This window comes from Kitasatospora sp. NBC_00070 (assembly GCF_045041205.1).
Taxonomy (GTDB): Bacteria; Actinomycetota; Actinomycetes; order Streptomycetales; family Streptomycetaceae; genus Kitasatospora.
The window spans coordinates 2,145,499-2,161,442 of the sequence record NZ_CP108247.1 but is presented as its reverse complement, the minus strand read 5'-3'; the positions used below and the strand labels follow the sequence as shown (position 1 = coordinate 2,161,442).

The following is a 15,944-nucleotide window of genomic DNA, read 5'->3' as shown; positions in this document are numbered from 1 at the left end:
AGATGGCCGGCGAGCCGCAGTCCGACTGCCTGTTCTGCAAGATCGTGGCGGGCGAGATCCCCGCGACGGTGGTCCGGAAGAGCGAGCACACGCTGGCCTTCCGGGACATCCACCCGCAGGCGCCGACCCACGTCCTGGTGATCCCGCACGCCCACTACCCGAACGCGGCCGCGCTGGCCGCCGCCGAGCCGGCGATCGCGGGCGAACTGCTCGCCGAGGCGGGCGAGGTGGCCCGCGAGGAGGGGCTGACCGACTACCGGTTGATCTTCAACACCGGGGCCGGCGCGGGCCAGACCGTCTTCCACGCGCACGTCCACCTGCTCGGCGGGAAGACGCTGCACGAGGGCCTGGTCTGATCCGGTGTCACAGCGCGAACTCGTCGTCCTCGGCACCGCCAGCCAGGTGCCCACCCGGCACCGGAACCACAACGGTTACCTGCTCCGCTGGGACGGCGAGGGCCTGCTCTTCGATCCCGGCGAGGGGACGCAGCGTCAGATGCTGCACGCCGGGGTCTCGGCCACCCAGCTGACCCGGATCGCGGTCACCCACTTCCACGGCGACCACTCGCTGGGCCTGGCGGGGGTGATCCAGCGGATCAACCTGGACCGGGTGCCGCACCCGGTGGACGCCTACTACCCGGCCAGCGGCCAGGTCTTCTTCGACCGGCTCCGGCAGGCCACCGCCTTCCACGAGACGGCCGAGCTGCGCCCGCACCCGATCGGGGCGCCGGGCCCGCTGGCCGCGCCGGGCGCCCCGTTCGAGCTGTCGGCGGTCCGGCTCTCGCACCCGGTGGACTCCTTCGGCTACCGGCTCACCGAGCCCGACTCGACCCGGCTGCTGCCCGCGCGGCTGGCCGAGCTCGGGCTGCGCGGCCCGGCCGTCGGGCAGCTCCAGCGGGACGGCCGGATCGAGCTGGCCGGACGGACCGTCACGCTGGCCGAGGTGAGCGAGGTCCGCCGGGGCCAGAAGTTCGCCTTCGTGATGGACACCCGGCTCTGCCCCGGTGTCGGCGAACTGGCCGAGGGCGCCGACCTGCTGGTGATCGAGGCGACCTTCCTGGAGGCCGAGGCGCAGCTCGCCGAGGACCACGGCCACCTGACCGCGGGGCAGGCGGCCCGGGCCGCCGCCGAGGCGGGGGTGCGCACCCTGGTGCTGACCCACTTCTCGCAGCGCTACCCGGACCTGACCGGCCACCTGGCCGAGGCCCGGAAGTACTTCGACGGCGAGCTGGTGGTGGCCGAGGACCTGGCCCGGGTCCCGGTGCCGGGACGGCTCTGAGTGAAAAGCACTCGCGTCCGGAGCACAACTCCCGGACCATCGAACTCCGTCGCCCCGGCGGCGGGCCGCGCCACCGCAACGGTCCACGGTGCGGCGTACCCTGGTGACCCCGGAGAGACCGAGCGGCACCCGAGACGGATGGGATGAGGCAGGCCACAGCGCCGACCCATGACTGAGACACCGCAGACCCGTACCAATGGACAGCCGCGTCCCGACGGGGACGCCGCCACCGCCAGGTTCACCATCCCGGCGAAGCACCCGATGGTCACCCTGCTCGGTGCGACCGACTCTCTGCTCCGGGTGATCGAGGAGGGGTTCCCGACCGCCGACATCCACGTCCGCGGCAACGACGTGACCGCCTCCGGCTCCCGGGCCGAGGTGGCCCTGATCCAGCAGCTTTTCAACGAGATGATGCTGGTGCTGCGCACCGGCCAACCCCTGACGGAGGACGCCGTGGAGCGCTCCATCGCCATGCTCAGGAGCGCCGCCGACAACCCGGACGACCCGGCACCCTCCGAGGTCTTCACCGCGAACATCCTGTCCAACCGGGGCCGGACCATCCGCCCCAAGACCCTCAACCAGCAGCGCTACGTCGACGCGATCGACAAGCACACGATCGTCTTCGGCCTCGGCCCCGCCGGTACCGGCAAGACCTACCTGGCGATGGCCAAGGCGGTCCAGGCCCTGCAGGCCAAGGAGGTCAACCGGATCATCCTGACCCGGCCGGCCGTCGAGGCGGGGGAGCGGCTGGGCTTCCTGCCCGGCACCCTCTACGAGAAGATCGACCCGTACCTGCGTCCGCTCTACGACGCGCTGCACGACATGATGGACCCGGACTCGATCCCCCGGCTGATGGCCGCGGGCACCATCGAGGTCGCCCCGCTCGCGTACATGCGCGGCCGGACCCTGAACGACGCCTTCATCATCCTGGACGAGGCGCAGAACACCTCGCCCGAGCAGATGAAGATGTTCCTCACCCGGCTGGGCTTCAACTCCCGCGTCGTGGTGACCGGTGACACCAGCCAGATCGACCTCCCGAACGGCACCCGCTCGGGGCTCAAGGTGGTCCAGGAGATCCTGATGGACGTCCCGGACATCAACTTCTCCGTGCTCACCAGCACCGACGTGGTCCGGCACAAGCTGGTCGGCCGGATCGTCGACGCCTACGAGCGCTGGGACGCCCTGCAGGAGACCGACGCACCTGCCGCACCCCGCAAGCCCGTTCAGCGGAAGGGCGCCCGTGCCCCCCGCCAGTCCCATCGCACCGAAAGCTGAGTACCGACCCCGACATGTCGATCGACATCGCGAACGAGTCCGACTGGGAGGTTGACGAGGAGTCAATCCTCGACGTCGCCCGCTACGCCCTCGACCAGATGCGGATCCACCCGCAGGCGGAGCTCTCCGTCATCCTGGTGGACAGTGCCCAGATGGAAGAACTGCACATCCAGTGGATGGACCTGCCCGGTCCGACCGACGTGATGTCCTTCCCGATGGACGAGCTGCGTCCGGGCAAGGAGGGCGAGGAGCTGCCGCAGGGTCTGCTCGGCGACATCGTGCTCTGCCCCGAGGTGGCCAAGAAGCAGGGCGAGGAAGCCCCCTCCCAGCACTCCGTGGACGACGAGCTCCAGCTGCTCACCGTCCACGGAGTGCTGCACGTCCTCGGGTACGACCACGAGGAGCCGGAGGAGAAGGAGGTCATGTTCGGCCTCCAGAAGCGGATCCTGGACGACTGGCGGGCCGGCCGCGGGCTCTCGGGGATCTCCCCGGCGCCGACCACCCACTGAGGCCCGGCCGTCTGTGAGTGGTGACAGTACGAGCTTCCTGATCGGAGCTCTCCTGCTGGTCGGCTTCGGCTGGCTGGCCGCCTGTGCCGAGGCCGGCATCTCCCGGATCTCCCGGTTCCGCGCCGAGGAGGCCGTCCGGGCCGGGCGGCGCGGGGCCGACCGGCTGCTGACCCTGGCGTCCGACCCGATCCGCTACCTCAACCTGGCCACCCTGATCCGGGTGGCCTGCGAGATGGCCGCGGCCGTCCTGGTCACCGTGGTCTGCGTGCGCACCCTGCACCAGACCTGGGAGGCCGTGCTGCTGGCGATCGGGGTGATGGTGCTGGTCTCGTTCGTCGCGGTCGGCGTCTCGCCTCGCACCATCGGCCGCCAGCACCCGCTGACCACGGTGACCGCCGCCTCCTTCGTGCTGCTGCCGCTGGCCCGGGTGCTCGGCCCGATCCCGCGGCTGCTGATCCTGCTCGGCAACGCGCTCACCCCCGGCAAGGGGTACCGCGAGGGGCCGTTCGCCTCCGAGGCCGAGCTGCGCGCGCTGGTCGACCTGGCGGAGAAGGACGACCTGATCGAGGACGAGGAGCGCCGGATGGTGCACTCGGTCTTCGAGCTCGGCGACACCATCGTCCGCGAGGTGATGGTGCCGCGTACCGACCTGGTGCTGATCGAGCGCCACAAGACGGTCCGTCAGGCGCTCACCCTGGCGCTGCGCTCCGGCTTCTCCCGGATCCCGGTGGTCGGTGACAACGAGGACGACGTGGTGGGCATCGTCTACCTCAAGGACCTGGTCCGGCGCACCCACATCAACCGGGACGCCGAATCCGAGCCGGTCTCCTCGGTGCTCCGCCCGGCGGTCTTCATCCCGGACTCCAAGCCGGCCGCCGACCTGCTGCGCGAGATGCAGCAGATGCGCTCGCACGTGGCGATCGTGATCGACGAGTACGGCGGCACCGCCGGGCTGGTCACCATCGAGGACATCCTGGAGGAGATCGTCGGCGAGATCACCGACGAGTACGACCGGGAGCTCCCGCCGGTCGAGGACCTCGGCGACGGCTCGTACCGGATCACCGCCCGGCTGCTGGTGGAGGACCTCGGTGACCTGTTCGGCCTCCAGCTGGAGGACGAGGACGTGGAGACCGTGGGCGGTCTGCTCGCCAAGCACCTCGGCCGGGTGCCGATCCCCGGCTCCTCCTGCGACCTGCCGGTGCCCGAGGACGCGCACACCGACCTGCTCGCGATCCGGCTCACCGCCGAGAGCGCGGCCGGCCGGCGGAACCGGATCGGCACCGTGCTGGTGGCCCCGGTCCGGGCCGGCTCGGCGCCGGAGGACGGTGACGAGCCCGAGGAGTAGCGTCGGTTCCAGGGGGACCGCGCCGCCTGGAGGCCGCGATGCTGAAGCTCAGGGACGAACTGCCGGTGGACCACCGGCTGGCCCGGGTCTACCGTTTCGGTGCCGGTCTCGGCGGGGTGTTCCTGCTGGTCTTCGGCATCCTCGGCCTGCTCGGCCGCCCGGGCTTCCTGGACACCCAGGGGGACCGGGTGGCCGGGATGAGCAGCAACGGACTGCTCGGTCTGCTGTCGGTGCTGGTCGGCCTGGTCCTGATGGCCGGTGCGGTGATCGGCGGGAACGTCGCCTCCTGGATCAACATGGTGGTCGGCACGGTCTTCGTGCTGGCCGGCTTCGTCGGGCTGGCGATCATCTCGACCGGCGCCAACTTCCTCGCCTTCGGCATGACCAACGTGATCTTCAGCTTCGGCTTCGGGCTGGTGGTCGCCACCTTCGGCATGTACGGCCGGGTCAGCCGCCACCTCCCGCACGACAACCCGTACTGGCGCGAGCGGCACGCCCGCTACGCGGCCGGCCTGCGCGGCCCGGTGGGGCCGCCGGTGGTGCTCAGGCACTGAGCCGGGCGGGCTCGGGGCCTGTGGGGCGGGCGCCTATGCTCGGCGGCATGAGTGAGCTGACTGAGCTGGACCCCGAGGACAAGAAGATCATCACGCTGGCCCGCTCGGCCCGCGCCCGGAACGGCGTGGCCGAGGGCGCGGCGGTCCGGGACGAGACCGGACGGACCTACGTGGCGGGCACCGTGGCGCTGCCCTCGCTGGAGCTGAGCGCGCTGCGCACGGCCGTCGCGATGGCCGTGGCCAGCGGCGCCAAGGGCCTGGAGGCGGCCGCCGTGGTGACGGAGGCACTGACGGCCACCGAGGCGGACCTGGCCGCTGTGCGGGACCTCGGCGGCCCCGGGGTGCCGGTGCACCTGGCCGGCCCGGACGGGACCCTGCGGCACAGCTTCTGAGCTGCCGCCCCCGTCGGGCTCGGCGGTCGATAATCTGACCGGCATGGGTGCGCTCGCGTTCTTCGCCGGGATTCTGCTGAGCCTGATGGGGTTGGGACGGTGGAAGGAGACCGGATCGCCGTACTGGTTGATCGGCTCCCTGGTGCTGTTCCTGCTGGTCCTGCTGGGCTCGTTGACCGGCCGGAAGGGCAGGTGACCGTTCCCACTCGGTGGATCAGGGAGAATGGTCGGCATGACTGCCCCTTCCTCCCCGTACCGCTCCGGGTTCGCGTGCTTCGTCGGCCGTCCCAACGCCGGCAAGTCGACCCTGACCAACGCTCTGGTCGGGACGAAGGTCGCGATCACCTCGGACCGTCCGCAGACCACCCGCCACACCGTCCGCGGCATCGTGCACCGGCCCGACTCGCAGCTCGTCCTCGTCGACACCCCCGGTCTGCACAAGCCGCGCACGCTGCTCGGTGAGCGCCTCAACGACCTGGTCCGCTCCACCTGGGCCGAGGTCGACGTGATCGGCTTCTGCCTCCCCGCCGACCAGAAGCTCGGCCCCGGCGACAAGTTCATCGCCAAGGAGCTCGCCGAGGTCAGGAAGACCCCCAAGGTCGCCATCGTCACCAAGACCGACCTGGTCGACTCCAAGAAGCTGGCCGAACAGCTCATCGCCGTCCAGCAGATGGGCCAGGAGCTCGGCATCGAGTGGGCCGAGATCATCCCGGTCTCCGCGGTCGGCGACCAGCAGGTCCAGCTGGTCGGTGACCTGATCACCAAGCTGCTCCCCGAGGGCCAGCCGCTCTACCCCGACGGCGACCTGACCGACGAGCCGGAGCTGGTGATGGTCGCCGAGCTGATCCGGGAGGCCGCCCTGGAGGGCGTCCGGGACGAGCTGCCGCACTCGTTGGCGGTCGTGGTCGAGGAGATGATCCCCCGCGAGGGTCGTCCGGCGGACCGCCCGCTGCTCGACATCCACGCCAACGTCTACATCGAGCGGCAGAGCCAGAAGGCGATCGTCATCGGCGCGAAGGGCGCCCGCCTGAAGTACGTCGGCACGACGGCCCGGAAGCACATCGAGGCACTGCTCGGGACGCCGGTCTTCCTCGACCTCCACGTGAAGGTCGCCAAGGACTGGCAGCGCGACCCCAAGCAGCTCCGCAAGCTGGGCTTCTGAGCCTGCGCCTTCGCGCGGTGCTCAGCTTTTTGCAGGTCTACGGTCAGGGGCTCGGGGAACGGCGACGGTTCGCGGCTGGTGGGCGTCGCAGTTCTGCGCTCCGGTCAGAGCAACAGGTCAGGTGAGGGGTCACGGACCGTCGAGGAGCCCATGGCCTAGTGCTGAGGCCCGCCCGGGATCGTCTCCGGGCGGGCTCTTTGGCGCTGTCAGGGAAAGGTTCGCCAGGGCTCCGGCGGCACTGCTGCTTCCCGATGCAGCCCCCAGGACCCATCTGCCGGCGTCGCCAGCAGTGCCGACATGGGTTACTCCCCGCCTCAGGCAAGTGCATCGGATGGTCAGGGTTCAGGTGTACCGGCACCGACCGGGCCATCGCGGCGACAGAATGGGCGTCAGACGGATGTCATCCATAGGCGTCAAACCGGTGTCCGTGCGGGCGATGCGGCCGGCGAACCGAACGGTGGCCAACCCGCCCAGGTGGGCCGTTGGACCAGGGCAGGGGGCGGCTCCAGTGGGGGCCGGGTGGCCGGAGGCGGGCTACTACCGGCGTGTCGGGGTGACGGTCAGCCGGTCCTGCATGGCACACCCGCGTGCGGGGTGCTTCCGTTGACGAGCACGAGGAGCGCGCTGACCAGCAGGATTCCCGTCAGCATGGCGAGCGTCATCAGCCCGAAGCGCTTCAACGGGGGCTGGTACCGGGTGGAGCCGTACATCCAGATCGCGAGCCCTGCCCCCACGAGCAGCAGGAGAAGAGTGGAGCCGAGCAGCAGCACTTGAAGCTTCATTGCATCGCCCATGGCGTGAACGCCTCCAGTGCACGTCGCCCATCGGCGGCTGATGACGGCAACCGAGCCCCACGCGCCGAGTACCGCCAGCGGCAAACTGAGGCACCCGACGCCGTGGACAGCTCGGGTCTGGCCCTTCTCGTCATCCACGAAAATCCTCACGGCCTGTTCTCGGAATCCGAATGTTCGGACGCGGGCTGTCTCCCGGCGGTTACCGTGAGAAAGGCATTGCCGAACTTGTCGGAACAGATTCACAGACAGGTACCTGGACCGGGGCATCGTGCTGTCAGAACGGCGGGGCCTCGTACCCGAGGGCCCGCCGGGTCTTCGCCCGATGGCAGCCTTTACACAGCGACTGGACGTTGTCCGCCGTATCCGTCCCGCCCTTCGACAGGGGCTGGATGTGCTTGGTGCCCCGGACGGCGACGCGGTCGGAGGTGATGAACGCGAAGGTCGGCGTCGCCCCGTGCGGCGGAGCCGCGTTCCGAGCCCCCAGGGTACGTACGGGCCTGATGGATCGTCAGATTCGTACGTATGGTGTGTGATCCGTGTGGGTGGCTCGCACTGTTCGTTAAGCCGTCCCGTGTCCGGTGTTCATCCAGCCGCACCTGAGCCGCGTTTCTGAGCCGAGACAGTCACTTCCGGCCAAGCAGCGCTGCGGAAGGGCGAGCACCGGCATGGGACATCCCAGATTTCTGATCGTCAACAGACCGGTCCGGCCCGACCTCGGGTCGGGCGGGACGGTGTGGCGACTGCTCGGTGCCAACAACCGGCACCTGGGGCAGAGTCAGGAGATCTTCCGGGACGCCGCCTCCTGCCGGGTGGCGATCGAGGAGTTCCAGCACCGGGTGGACCAGGGGCGGAGCACCATCTGCTCCATGGAGCAGGGTCAACTGTGGCTCTGGCGGCTTGAGTTGGATGGTCGGACGGTGGCCCATTCGGCCCGCGGCTACCGGCGGCAGCGCGAGTGCCAGTACAACCTCGCCCGTTTTCTGGCAGGTGCACGGAGTGCGGCCGACACCGCCCGTGGAGGTGTCGGATGAGTGCCGACACCACACCGCCGGTGACCGACGCCCCGAGGGCGCTGACGGTCAACCCCGGTCTGCCGGACCGGGTGTTCCTGGCCTGGGCCAAGGCCAGTGGCGCGTTCGTGCTGGTGGTGATGCTCGGGGTCGGCGGTTATCTGGCCGTCCGGGCCACCGACGCGCTCTCGGTCGCCGGGCTCTCCTTCCTCACCACCGAGACCTGGAACCCGGACGGCGGCCGCGGCCAGTTCGGCATCGCGGCGGTGCTGATCGGCACGGTGCTGATCGGCGGGATCGCGGTGGTGCTGGCGGTGCCGCTGGCGCTGGCCAGTGCGCTCTACATCAGCGAGTACGCGCCCAGGCAGCTGCGTCGGACGTTGGTCAGCATGGTCGACCTGATGGCCGCGGTGCCCAGCGTGGTCTACGGCGTCTGGGGCTTCAAGCTGCTGCAGTACCAGCTCACCGGCGTGGCCAGGTGGCTCTCCGACTACTTCGGGTGGATCCCGCTGTTCCGGGTGAACGGGGCCGACCCGACCGACCCGCTGACGCCGCCGCTGGTCTACACGGCGTCCAGCCTGATGGCCGGCATCGTGGTGGGCTTCATGATCACGCCGATCATGTGCTCGATCATGCGCGAAGTGTTCGACCAGGCGCCGGCCGGCGAGCGCGAGGGCGCGTACGCCCTCGGCTCCACCCGCTGGGGCATGATCCGCTCGGTGGTGCTGCCGTTCGGCCGGGGCGGGATCATCGGCGGCACCATGCTCGGCCTCGGTCGCGCGCTGGGCGAGACCATCACGGTCTACCTGATCCTGTCGATGAACTTCGACATCCAGCCGCACGTGCTGCAGAGCGGCGGCAGCGCGGTCGCGCCGCTGATCGCGCTGCGCTACGGCGACTCGACCGACTTCTCCGTCTCCGCGCTGATGGCGGCCGGACTCGCCCTGTTCGTGCTGACCCTCACGGTCAACTTCGCCGCGGCCGCCGTGGTCGCCCGCAGCCGCTCGGGGGCCAGCTCATGACCACCACCGCTCCGCCGCGCACCACCGTGGTCACCCGCCCGGCCACGCCCGCCCCGCAGCGCCGCCGCCGGATCAACGCCCGCCGCGCCTCCGACCACTACGCGTTCTGGGGGAGTCTGGCCGGCGCGGTGGCGACCTCGGCGCTGCTGTTCCAGCGGCTCACCCCGTTCAGCGGCGGGATCGGCTTCGTGGTCTGCACCTGGCTCTGCTTCCTCGGCCTGTACGCGCTGCTGGTCTCCCGGGACGAGGGCAAGCTGACGGTCCGGGACCGGTTCGCCTCCGCCGTGGTGCACAGCCTGGCCGCGATGCTGCTCGGGGTGCTGGTCTGGGTGCTGTGCTACGTCTTCAGCAAGGGCTGGTCCGCCCTCGCGCACACCAACTTCTTCCTCCAGGACCTGTCCGACGCCGGGCCGACCGACCCGCTGGACCAGGGCGGCGCCCTGCACGCGGTGGTCGGCACGCTGACCCAGATCGCCATCTCACTGAGCATCACCATCCCGGTCGGGATCAGCTGCGCGGTCTTCCTGAGCGAGGTGCCCGGCCGGTTCAGCCGACTGGTGCGCACCCTGGTCGAGGCGATGACGGCGCTGCCGTCGATCCTGGCGGGCCTGTTCATCTACGCGGTGATGGTGCTCACCCTGGGGCTGCCCCGCTCGGGCCTGGCCGCCGGGGTGGCGCTCTCGGTGATGATGCTGCCGATCCTGATCCGGGCCGCCGACGTGGTGCTCCGGCTGGTGCCCGCCTCGCTCAAGGAGGCGTCCTACGCGCTCGGCGCCGGACGCTGGCGGACGGTCTGGACGGTGACCCTGCCGAGCGCCAGGTCCGGGCTGGCCACCGCGGTGATCCTGGGCGCCGCCCGGGGGATCGGCGAGACCTCGCCGGTGCTGCTCTGCTCCGGCTACACCAAGAACCTCAACCTGGACCCGACCCGCGACCCGCAGACCTCACTGCCGCTGATGGCCTTCACGCTGATCAAGTTCCCGTCCGAGCTCCAGGCCGCCCGGGCGTTCGGCGCGGCGGCACTGCTGCTCGGGCTGGTGCTGCTGCTCTTCGTGGTCGCCCGGACCCTCGGCGGCCGGGGCCCGGGTGAGCTGAGCCGGCGTCAGCGCGACCACCGGACCCGGCAGTCCGCGGCCGACCTGGCCCGGATCACCAAGCCCGTCGTCCCCTCCGCCCGGAAGGCGCCCGTGATCACCCGCACCCTCACCCTGCTCACCGCGATCGCGGTGTTCGCCACCTCGCTGCTGTTCGGCGCGGCCGAACGGGCCGAGGCCGCGAGCTACCTGCGGATCAGCGGCGCGGGTTCCACCTGGAGCTACAACGCGGTGGACGGCTGGATCAAGAACGTCCGGCAGTACGGCATGACCGTCGACTTCGACCCGCAGGGGTCCTCGTTCGGCCGGAACCAGTTCAAGAACGACGCCACCGACTTCGCGGTCACCGAGATCCCGTACGGGCTCACCGACGGCGGCCAGTACGACGCGCCGCCGCCGTTCCCCTCGGCCTACCTGCCGATCGTCGCCGGTGGCACCTCGTTCATGTACAACCTGAAGATCAACGGCAAGCGGGTGACCAACCTGCGGCTCTCCGGTGAGGTGATCGCCAAGGTCTTCACCGGCGGCATCGGCTACTGGGACGACCCGCTGGTGAAGGCCGACAACCCGGGCCTGGAGCTGCCGCACGTCGAGGTCCACCCGGTGGTCCGCTCGGACGGCTCCGGTACCACCGCGCAGTTCACCACCTGGCTGAGCAAGCGTCAGCAGCCGATCTGGGACGACTACTGCCGCCGTACGCCGCGCAACGCGCCCTGCGGGATGACCTCGTTCTTCCCGCTGCTCAAGGGCTCCACCTGGAAGGCGCTGGGCAGCTCGATCACGGTGGCCTCCTCGGTCGCCAACGAGGGCAACAACGGCGCCATCACCTACGTCGAGTACTCCTACGCCAAGGAAGCCAAGTTCCCGGTGGTCAAGGTGCTCAACAAGGCCGGCTACTACGTCGGGCCGACCGGGCAGAACGTCGCGGTCGCGCTGGTCAACGCCCGGATCAACCCGGACCTGACGCAGCAGCTGGACGACGTCTACGACAGCCCGGCGGCGGCCGCCTACCCGCTCTCCAGCTACAGCTACATGGTGGTGCACACCACCGAGACGACGAACTTCACCGCGGCGAAGGGCACCGCGCTGAGCGCCTTCGGCTACTACTTCCTCTGCGAGGGCCAGAAGAAGGTCGGTGACAACGGGTACTCGCCGCTCACCCCCCAGCTGGTCAGCTCCGGCTTCGCCCAGCTGGCGAACATCCCGGGCAGCGAGAAGAAGACCTTCGACCCGACCGCCTGCAGCAATCCGACCTTCGGCAAGGACGGCACCAACCCCTACGTGGCGAGTGCCCCCAAGCCGGACGAGTGCGACAAGAAGGGCGCCACCTCCCAGTGCGGTGCCACCGGCACCAAGCCGGCCGGCACCGAGTCGGGTGCCGGTGCCGGCACCGGTGGCGCGGGAACCGGCGGTGCCGCCGGCACCGGTGGCGCGGGGACCGGCGGAGCGGCTGCGGCGGGCGGTGGAGCCGGCGGCGCGGGAACGGCCGACGGAGCGGGTGGTGCGGCAGCGGACGACCCCGCGCTCGGCGGTGGTGACGGCGGGGCCGCCGCCGGCGGCGGGAACGGACAGAGCGTCAGCGCCAGCGCGATCGAGGTGGCCTCCTCGGCGGGCAGCGGACTGCGGTACTCGCTGATGGTGATCGCCGGGCTGCTGCTCGGTGCCGTCATCGTGCTGCCGCCGGTGATCGCGGGCCGGGCGGCCCGCAGACGGGAGGGGGAGCTGTGAGCCGACGGACCGTCAACGGCGGTGCCCGGCGGGCACTGCGGACCGCAGGGGTACTCGCCCTGCTGCTCGCCACCGCGGCCGGAGCGGCACTCTCGGCCGGCCCGGGCGACACCCCGGTCGGGGTGGCCGCCGGGAGTTCGGCGGTGCCCGAGATCCCGGTCGACCCGGTCACCGGTGCGCCGGTGGGGATCGACCCCTCGACCGTCCGGCCCTCGACCGTCCGGCCCTCGGCGGCCGGCCCGACCCGGGCCGGGGCCCTGGCCGCCACCCCCGCCCCGGCCGTCGGCACGACCACCACCGGTACCTCCGGCGCGGACCCGAAGCCGGTCACGGTCAAGGGCTCCGGTGAGTTCGCCGGCCTGGAGGTGACCGTCCCGCAGACCGACCACCTGGTGAACCAGGTGGTCGAGATCACCTGGAAGGGCGGCAGGCAGACCACGCCGAGCCCCCGGGCGTTCGGACGCAACTTCCTCCAGTTCATGCAGTGCTGGAGCGATGACGAGGCCGGGCCGGACCGGGAGCAGTGCCAGTACGGGGCGACCAAGGGGGACTCCCGGATCGCGTCCGGTGACTTCGTGTCCCAGCGCCAGCTCAACTTCGGCCCCGCGCTGGTCGACCCGATCGAGCCGATCAAGCAGACCAAGCCCACCGAGAACGTCTACGTCCCGTTCCGCTCCGCCACCGGCGCGGCTCCGGAGACCCGCGGCACCAGCTCGTTCTACAACGCGCAGACCACCAACGAGGTCCCGTTCGCCCCGACCAGGGCGGACGGCACCGGGCAGCTCTTCTTCGAGATGCAGAGCGGCATGGAGGCGTCCGGACTGGGCTGCGGGCAGCCGGTGGCCGCAACGCCCGACGCTCCGCTGCACCGGTGCTGGCTGGTGATCGTGCCGCGCGGCGAGCTGGACGTGGACGGCAAGGTGCCGACCAGTGGTGGCGGCAAGCTCCAGTCCACCCCGCTGTCCAGCACCAACTGGGCCAAGCGTCTGGTGGTCCCACTCGGCTTCGAACGGGTCGGCCTGTCCTGCCCGATCGGCAGCGCCGAACGGCCCACCGACGGCAACGAGTTGATGTCCGAGGCGATGCAGCGCTGGCAGCCGGTGCTGTGCCGGCAGGCGGGCGGCATCTTCAACTTCTCGCAGGGCAGCGACGACACGGCCAGGGAGCGACTGCAGGGCGACAACCCCGGGCTGGACTTCCTCGGCTACCCGCTGGCGGTCGAGGAGCAGACGCCCGGCCGGACCCCGGTCTACGCGCCGATCGCGCTGTCCGGGCTCACCATCGCCTTCGACATCGAGAACCAGTCCTCGATCCGGGCCCCGGAGGACATCCGCAAGCAGGAGGGGCAGCGGATGCCGGACATGAGCCTGACGCCCCGTCTGGTCGCCAAACTGGTCACCCAGAGCTACCAGTACGCGGTCAACCCGGGCGATCCGGACGTGCCGGCCACCAATCCGCTGGACCTGCTCAGCGACCCGGAGTTCCTGGAGCTGAACCCGCAGTTCAAGTACTTCTTCGGCGCCCGGGTGCCGGACCTGATGCTCCCGCTGGGGTCGAGCGACGCCGCCCAGCAGCTCTGGAAGTGGCTGCTCGGCGACCCGGAGGCGAAGGCCTTCCTGGCCGGCGAGGTCCACCCGAAGTGGAAGGACCGGGTCAACCAGGCCTTCACCAGGCTGGAGACCGCCTACCCGCGCTCGAACTACCCCAAGCAGGACGACTACTGCCAGGAGTTCGACAAGTCCGAGAACCGCCCCGACTGGTGCAACACGGAGTCGCACCCCTACCTCCCCTCGATGGGTGACGCCGCCCGGTTCGCCGCCCGCGGCGACACCAACGGCAAGTCGGTGTGGAGCGCGGACAGCGTTCCGCCCTCGATGAAGAAGGACCCGCCCCAGCCGCAGGGCCTGCGCTCGCTGATGGCGCTGGCCACCACCGCCCAGGCCGCGCGGTACGGGCTGAGCACCGCCAGACTCCGCAACGGCGTCGGCGAGTTCGTCGCCCCGACCGAGGCCGCGCTGCTCGCCATGGCGAACGCGGCGACGCCGGCCGACCCGGCCCGGATCGCGGTCATCCCGCCCGGCCTGCCGGTGGCCGGCGGCTACCCGCTGACCGTCACCACCTTCGCCGCCACCGTCCCGTCCGCCCTCGACGCGAGCAGCGGCAAGGCGTACGCCGGGCTGCTCCGCTACGCGGCCGACACCGGCCAGGTGCACGGCGTCGCCCTCGGCCAACTCCCGGACGGGTACGTGTCGTTGCCGGAGAAGATGCGGGTCCAGCTCCGGCGGGCGGCCGACCTGGTGCAGCAGGGCGCGGGCGTGCCCGAGCCGGACGTCAGCCCGACCCCGACGCCACGGGACGTCCCGCCGGCCACCGAGGCCGCCGTGGCCCCGGCCGGGGCGGGTGCGGTCCAACACCAGCCGCCGGTCGACACCGCGCCCACCGCCCCGCCCGCCCCCGGCCCGACGCCCGCGCACACCGCCGTGGTGCTCACGCCCAAGCCGGTCGTCCCGGTGGCCAGGACGGCGGAGACCGACGTGGGTTCGGCCAGGTACCTGCTGCTCGGCGTGCTGATCGCCGGTCTGCTGGCCGGTGCCGCCGGACTTTTCCTGCCCCGGCTGCTCCGCAGCCGGCGGCCCCGGCCCTGACGGGCCCCGAGACCACACCACCACCAGTACCACGCCAACGCATGTGCGCCACACGGCCGGAGAGTCCTCCGGCGGTGCCTGAGAGCTGCCCGAAAAGGACGAAGAACAGTGAAGAGTCTCACCAAGAGCAACCTGGCCAAGTGCGTGACCGTCGTCGCCGGCCTCGGCCTGGTGGTGGCCGGTACCGGGACCGCCCAGGCGGACCCGAACGGTGCCCCGCTCTACCGTCAGCTCGCGGGCGTCGGCTCCGACACCACCCAGGGCGTCATGAACGCGATGGCCGACGCCATCACCGGCCCCACCGGTGAGAAGCTGATCGCCTCGTACAACGCGACCGGCTCGTCGAAGATCGCCACCAAGGCGGCCACCGCCTGCCAGTCGCTCGACCGCCCGAACGGCTCCGGCGCGGGCCGCACCGCCCTGCTGAACGAGCTGAACAAGAACAACGGCTGCCTGGACTTCTCCCGTTCCTCCAGCCTCAACGTGACCGGCAGCACCCCCGGCCTGACCTACATCCCGTTCGCGGTGGACGCCGTGACCTACGCGGTCGGCGCGGGCAGCGTGCTGCCGCTCGACCTCAGCACGGCCGACCTGCACGCCCTCTACACCTGTGACCCCGGCTTCGTCGGCACCGCCCCGAACTGGGACGTCCGCCCGCTGCTGCCGCAGAGCGGCTCCGGCACCCGCTCGTACTGGCTGACCGTGGTCGGCATCACCGAGGGCGACCTGAGCGCCAACCGCTACCCCTGTGTCACCGACACCAAGGGCGGCAAGAAGATCGAGGAGCACGACGGCCGGGTGCTCGACAGCAAGTCGCTGGTGCCGTTCTCGATCGGCCAGTACCTCGCGCAGAGCGCCAGCACCATCCCCGACATCCGTGGCGCGGCCCAGCTCGGCAACATCAACGGCGTCCCGTCGCTGCTGCTGAACACCGGTGCCGCCGCCACCCGTGACGTCTACAACGTCATCCCGACCAGCAAGGTCGGCGTCAGCCCGTGGAGCGACGTCTTCGTCGGCAAGACCTCCAAGATCTGCTCGCGCGCCGACCTGATCAAGGCGTACGGCTTCGGCACCAACGACAACTGCGGTGACACCTCCCGCACCTCCGGCAACTGACCCTCCGTCACCTCTCCGTC

Annotated in this window: 16 protein-coding genes; 14 read left to right on the top strand and 2 right to left on the bottom strand. The window is 70.9% G+C overall.

Annotated features, from left to right (window positions below):
- Positions 1–2: 2 nt before the first annotated feature.
- From OHV05_RS09990 to era, 9 genes are all read left to right on the top strand, one after another.
- Positions 3–356 carry a histidine triad nucleotide-binding protein gene (locus OHV05_RS09990; protein ID WP_403033741.1) on the top strand — a complete coding sequence of 118 codons (354 nt, stop codon included), beginning with the start codon at positions 3–5 and terminating at the stop codon, positions 354–356.
- A gap of 4 nt (positions 357–360) precedes the next feature.
- Positions 361–1,278, top strand: coding sequence for a ribonuclease Z (locus OHV05_RS09985; protein ID WP_405017359.1), 918 nt, complete (start codon positions 361–363; stop codon positions 1,276–1,278).
- A 168-nt stretch (positions 1,279–1,446) separates the two neighbouring features.
- Positions 1,447–2,553, top strand: a complete 1,107-nt coding sequence (locus OHV05_RS09980; RefSeq protein ID WP_405017358.1) for a PhoH family protein — start codon at positions 1,447–1,449, stop codon at positions 2,551–2,553.
- 14 nt (positions 2,554–2,567) lie between these two features.
- Positions 2,568–3,062 (top strand): rRNA maturation RNase YbeY, encoded by a 495-nt coding sequence (gene ybeY, locus OHV05_RS09975; protein WP_403033468.1) that lies wholly within the window; start codon positions 2,568–2,570, stop codon positions 3,060–3,062.
- A 13-nt stretch (positions 3,063–3,075) separates the two neighbouring features.
- Positions 3,076–4,407 carry a hemolysin family protein gene (locus OHV05_RS09970; protein ID WP_405017357.1) on the top strand — a complete coding sequence of 444 codons (1,332 nt, stop codon included), beginning with the start codon at positions 3,076–3,078 and terminating at the stop codon, positions 4,405–4,407.
- Positions 4,408–4,448: 41 nt separating this feature from the next.
- Complete coding sequence (locus tag OHV05_RS09965) at positions 4,449–4,961, top strand: DUF4383 domain-containing protein (RefSeq protein WP_405021419.1); 513 nt, start codon at positions 4,449–4,451, stop codon at positions 4,959–4,961.
- Between the two features lie 35 nt (positions 4,962–4,996).
- Positions 4,997–5,353 (top strand): cytidine deaminase, encoded by a 357-nt coding sequence (locus tag OHV05_RS09960; protein WP_405017356.1) that lies wholly within the window; start codon positions 4,997–4,999, stop codon positions 5,351–5,353.
- Between the two features lie 43 nt (positions 5,354–5,396).
- Positions 5,397–5,549: a hypothetical protein gene (locus OHV05_RS09955; RefSeq protein WP_403033457.1), complete on the top strand. Its 153-nt coding sequence runs from the start codon at positions 5,397–5,399 to the stop codon at positions 5,547–5,549.
- 36 nt (positions 5,550–5,585) lie between these two features.
- Complete coding sequence (gene era / locus OHV05_RS09950; RefSeq protein WP_403033454.1) at positions 5,586–6,515, top strand: GTPase Era; 930 nt, start codon at positions 5,586–5,588, stop codon at positions 6,513–6,515.
- A 560-nt stretch (positions 6,516–7,075) separates the two neighbouring features.
- Here era and OHV05_RS09945 read toward each other — a convergent pair.
- Both OHV05_RS09945 and OHV05_RS09940 read right to left on the bottom strand, forming a co-directional pair.
- Complete coding sequence (locus OHV05_RS09945) at positions 7,076–7,447, bottom strand: hypothetical protein (protein WP_405017355.1); 372 nt, start codon at positions 7,445–7,447, stop codon at positions 7,076–7,078.
- A gap of 136 nt (positions 7,448–7,583) precedes the next feature.
- Positions 7,584–7,700 carry an HNH endonuclease gene (locus OHV05_RS09940; protein WP_405021418.1) on the bottom strand — a complete coding sequence of 39 codons (117 nt, stop codon included), beginning with the start codon at positions 7,698–7,700 and terminating at the stop codon, positions 7,584–7,586.
- 274 nt (positions 7,701–7,974) lie between these two features.
- Here OHV05_RS09940 and OHV05_RS09935 point away from each other — a divergent pair, with 274 nt between their 5' ends.
- The 5 genes from OHV05_RS09935 (at position 7,975) to OHV05_RS09915 (ending at position 15,924) form a co-directional block, all read left to right on the top strand.
- Complete coding sequence (locus tag OHV05_RS09935; RefSeq protein ID WP_405017354.1) at positions 7,975–8,340, top strand: hypothetical protein; 366 nt, start codon at positions 7,975–7,977, stop codon at positions 8,338–8,340.
- Positions 8,337–9,341, top strand: coding sequence for a phosphate ABC transporter permease subunit PstC (gene pstC, locus OHV05_RS09930; protein ID WP_405017353.1), 1,005 nt, complete (start codon positions 8,337–8,339; stop codon positions 9,339–9,341). Before OHV05_RS09935 ends, pstC begins: the two co-directional genes overlap by 4 nt.
- Positions 9,338–12,163: a phosphate ABC transporter permease PstA gene (gene pstA, locus OHV05_RS09925; RefSeq protein ID WP_405017352.1), complete on the top strand. Its 2,826-nt coding sequence runs from the start codon at positions 9,338–9,340 to the stop codon at positions 12,161–12,163. Before pstC ends, pstA begins: the two co-directional genes overlap by 4 nt.
- Complete coding sequence (locus OHV05_RS09920; RefSeq protein ID WP_405017351.1) at positions 12,160–14,808, top strand: hypothetical protein; 2,649 nt, start codon at positions 12,160–12,162, stop codon at positions 14,806–14,808. Before pstA ends, OHV05_RS09920 begins: the two co-directional genes overlap by 4 nt.
- A 108-nt stretch (positions 14,809–14,916) precedes the next feature.
- Entirely contained in the window at positions 14,917–15,924 is a 1,008-nt protein-coding gene (locus OHV05_RS09915) for a hypothetical protein (protein ID WP_405017350.1), read from the top strand.
- Positions 15,925–15,944 lie beyond the last annotated feature (20 nt).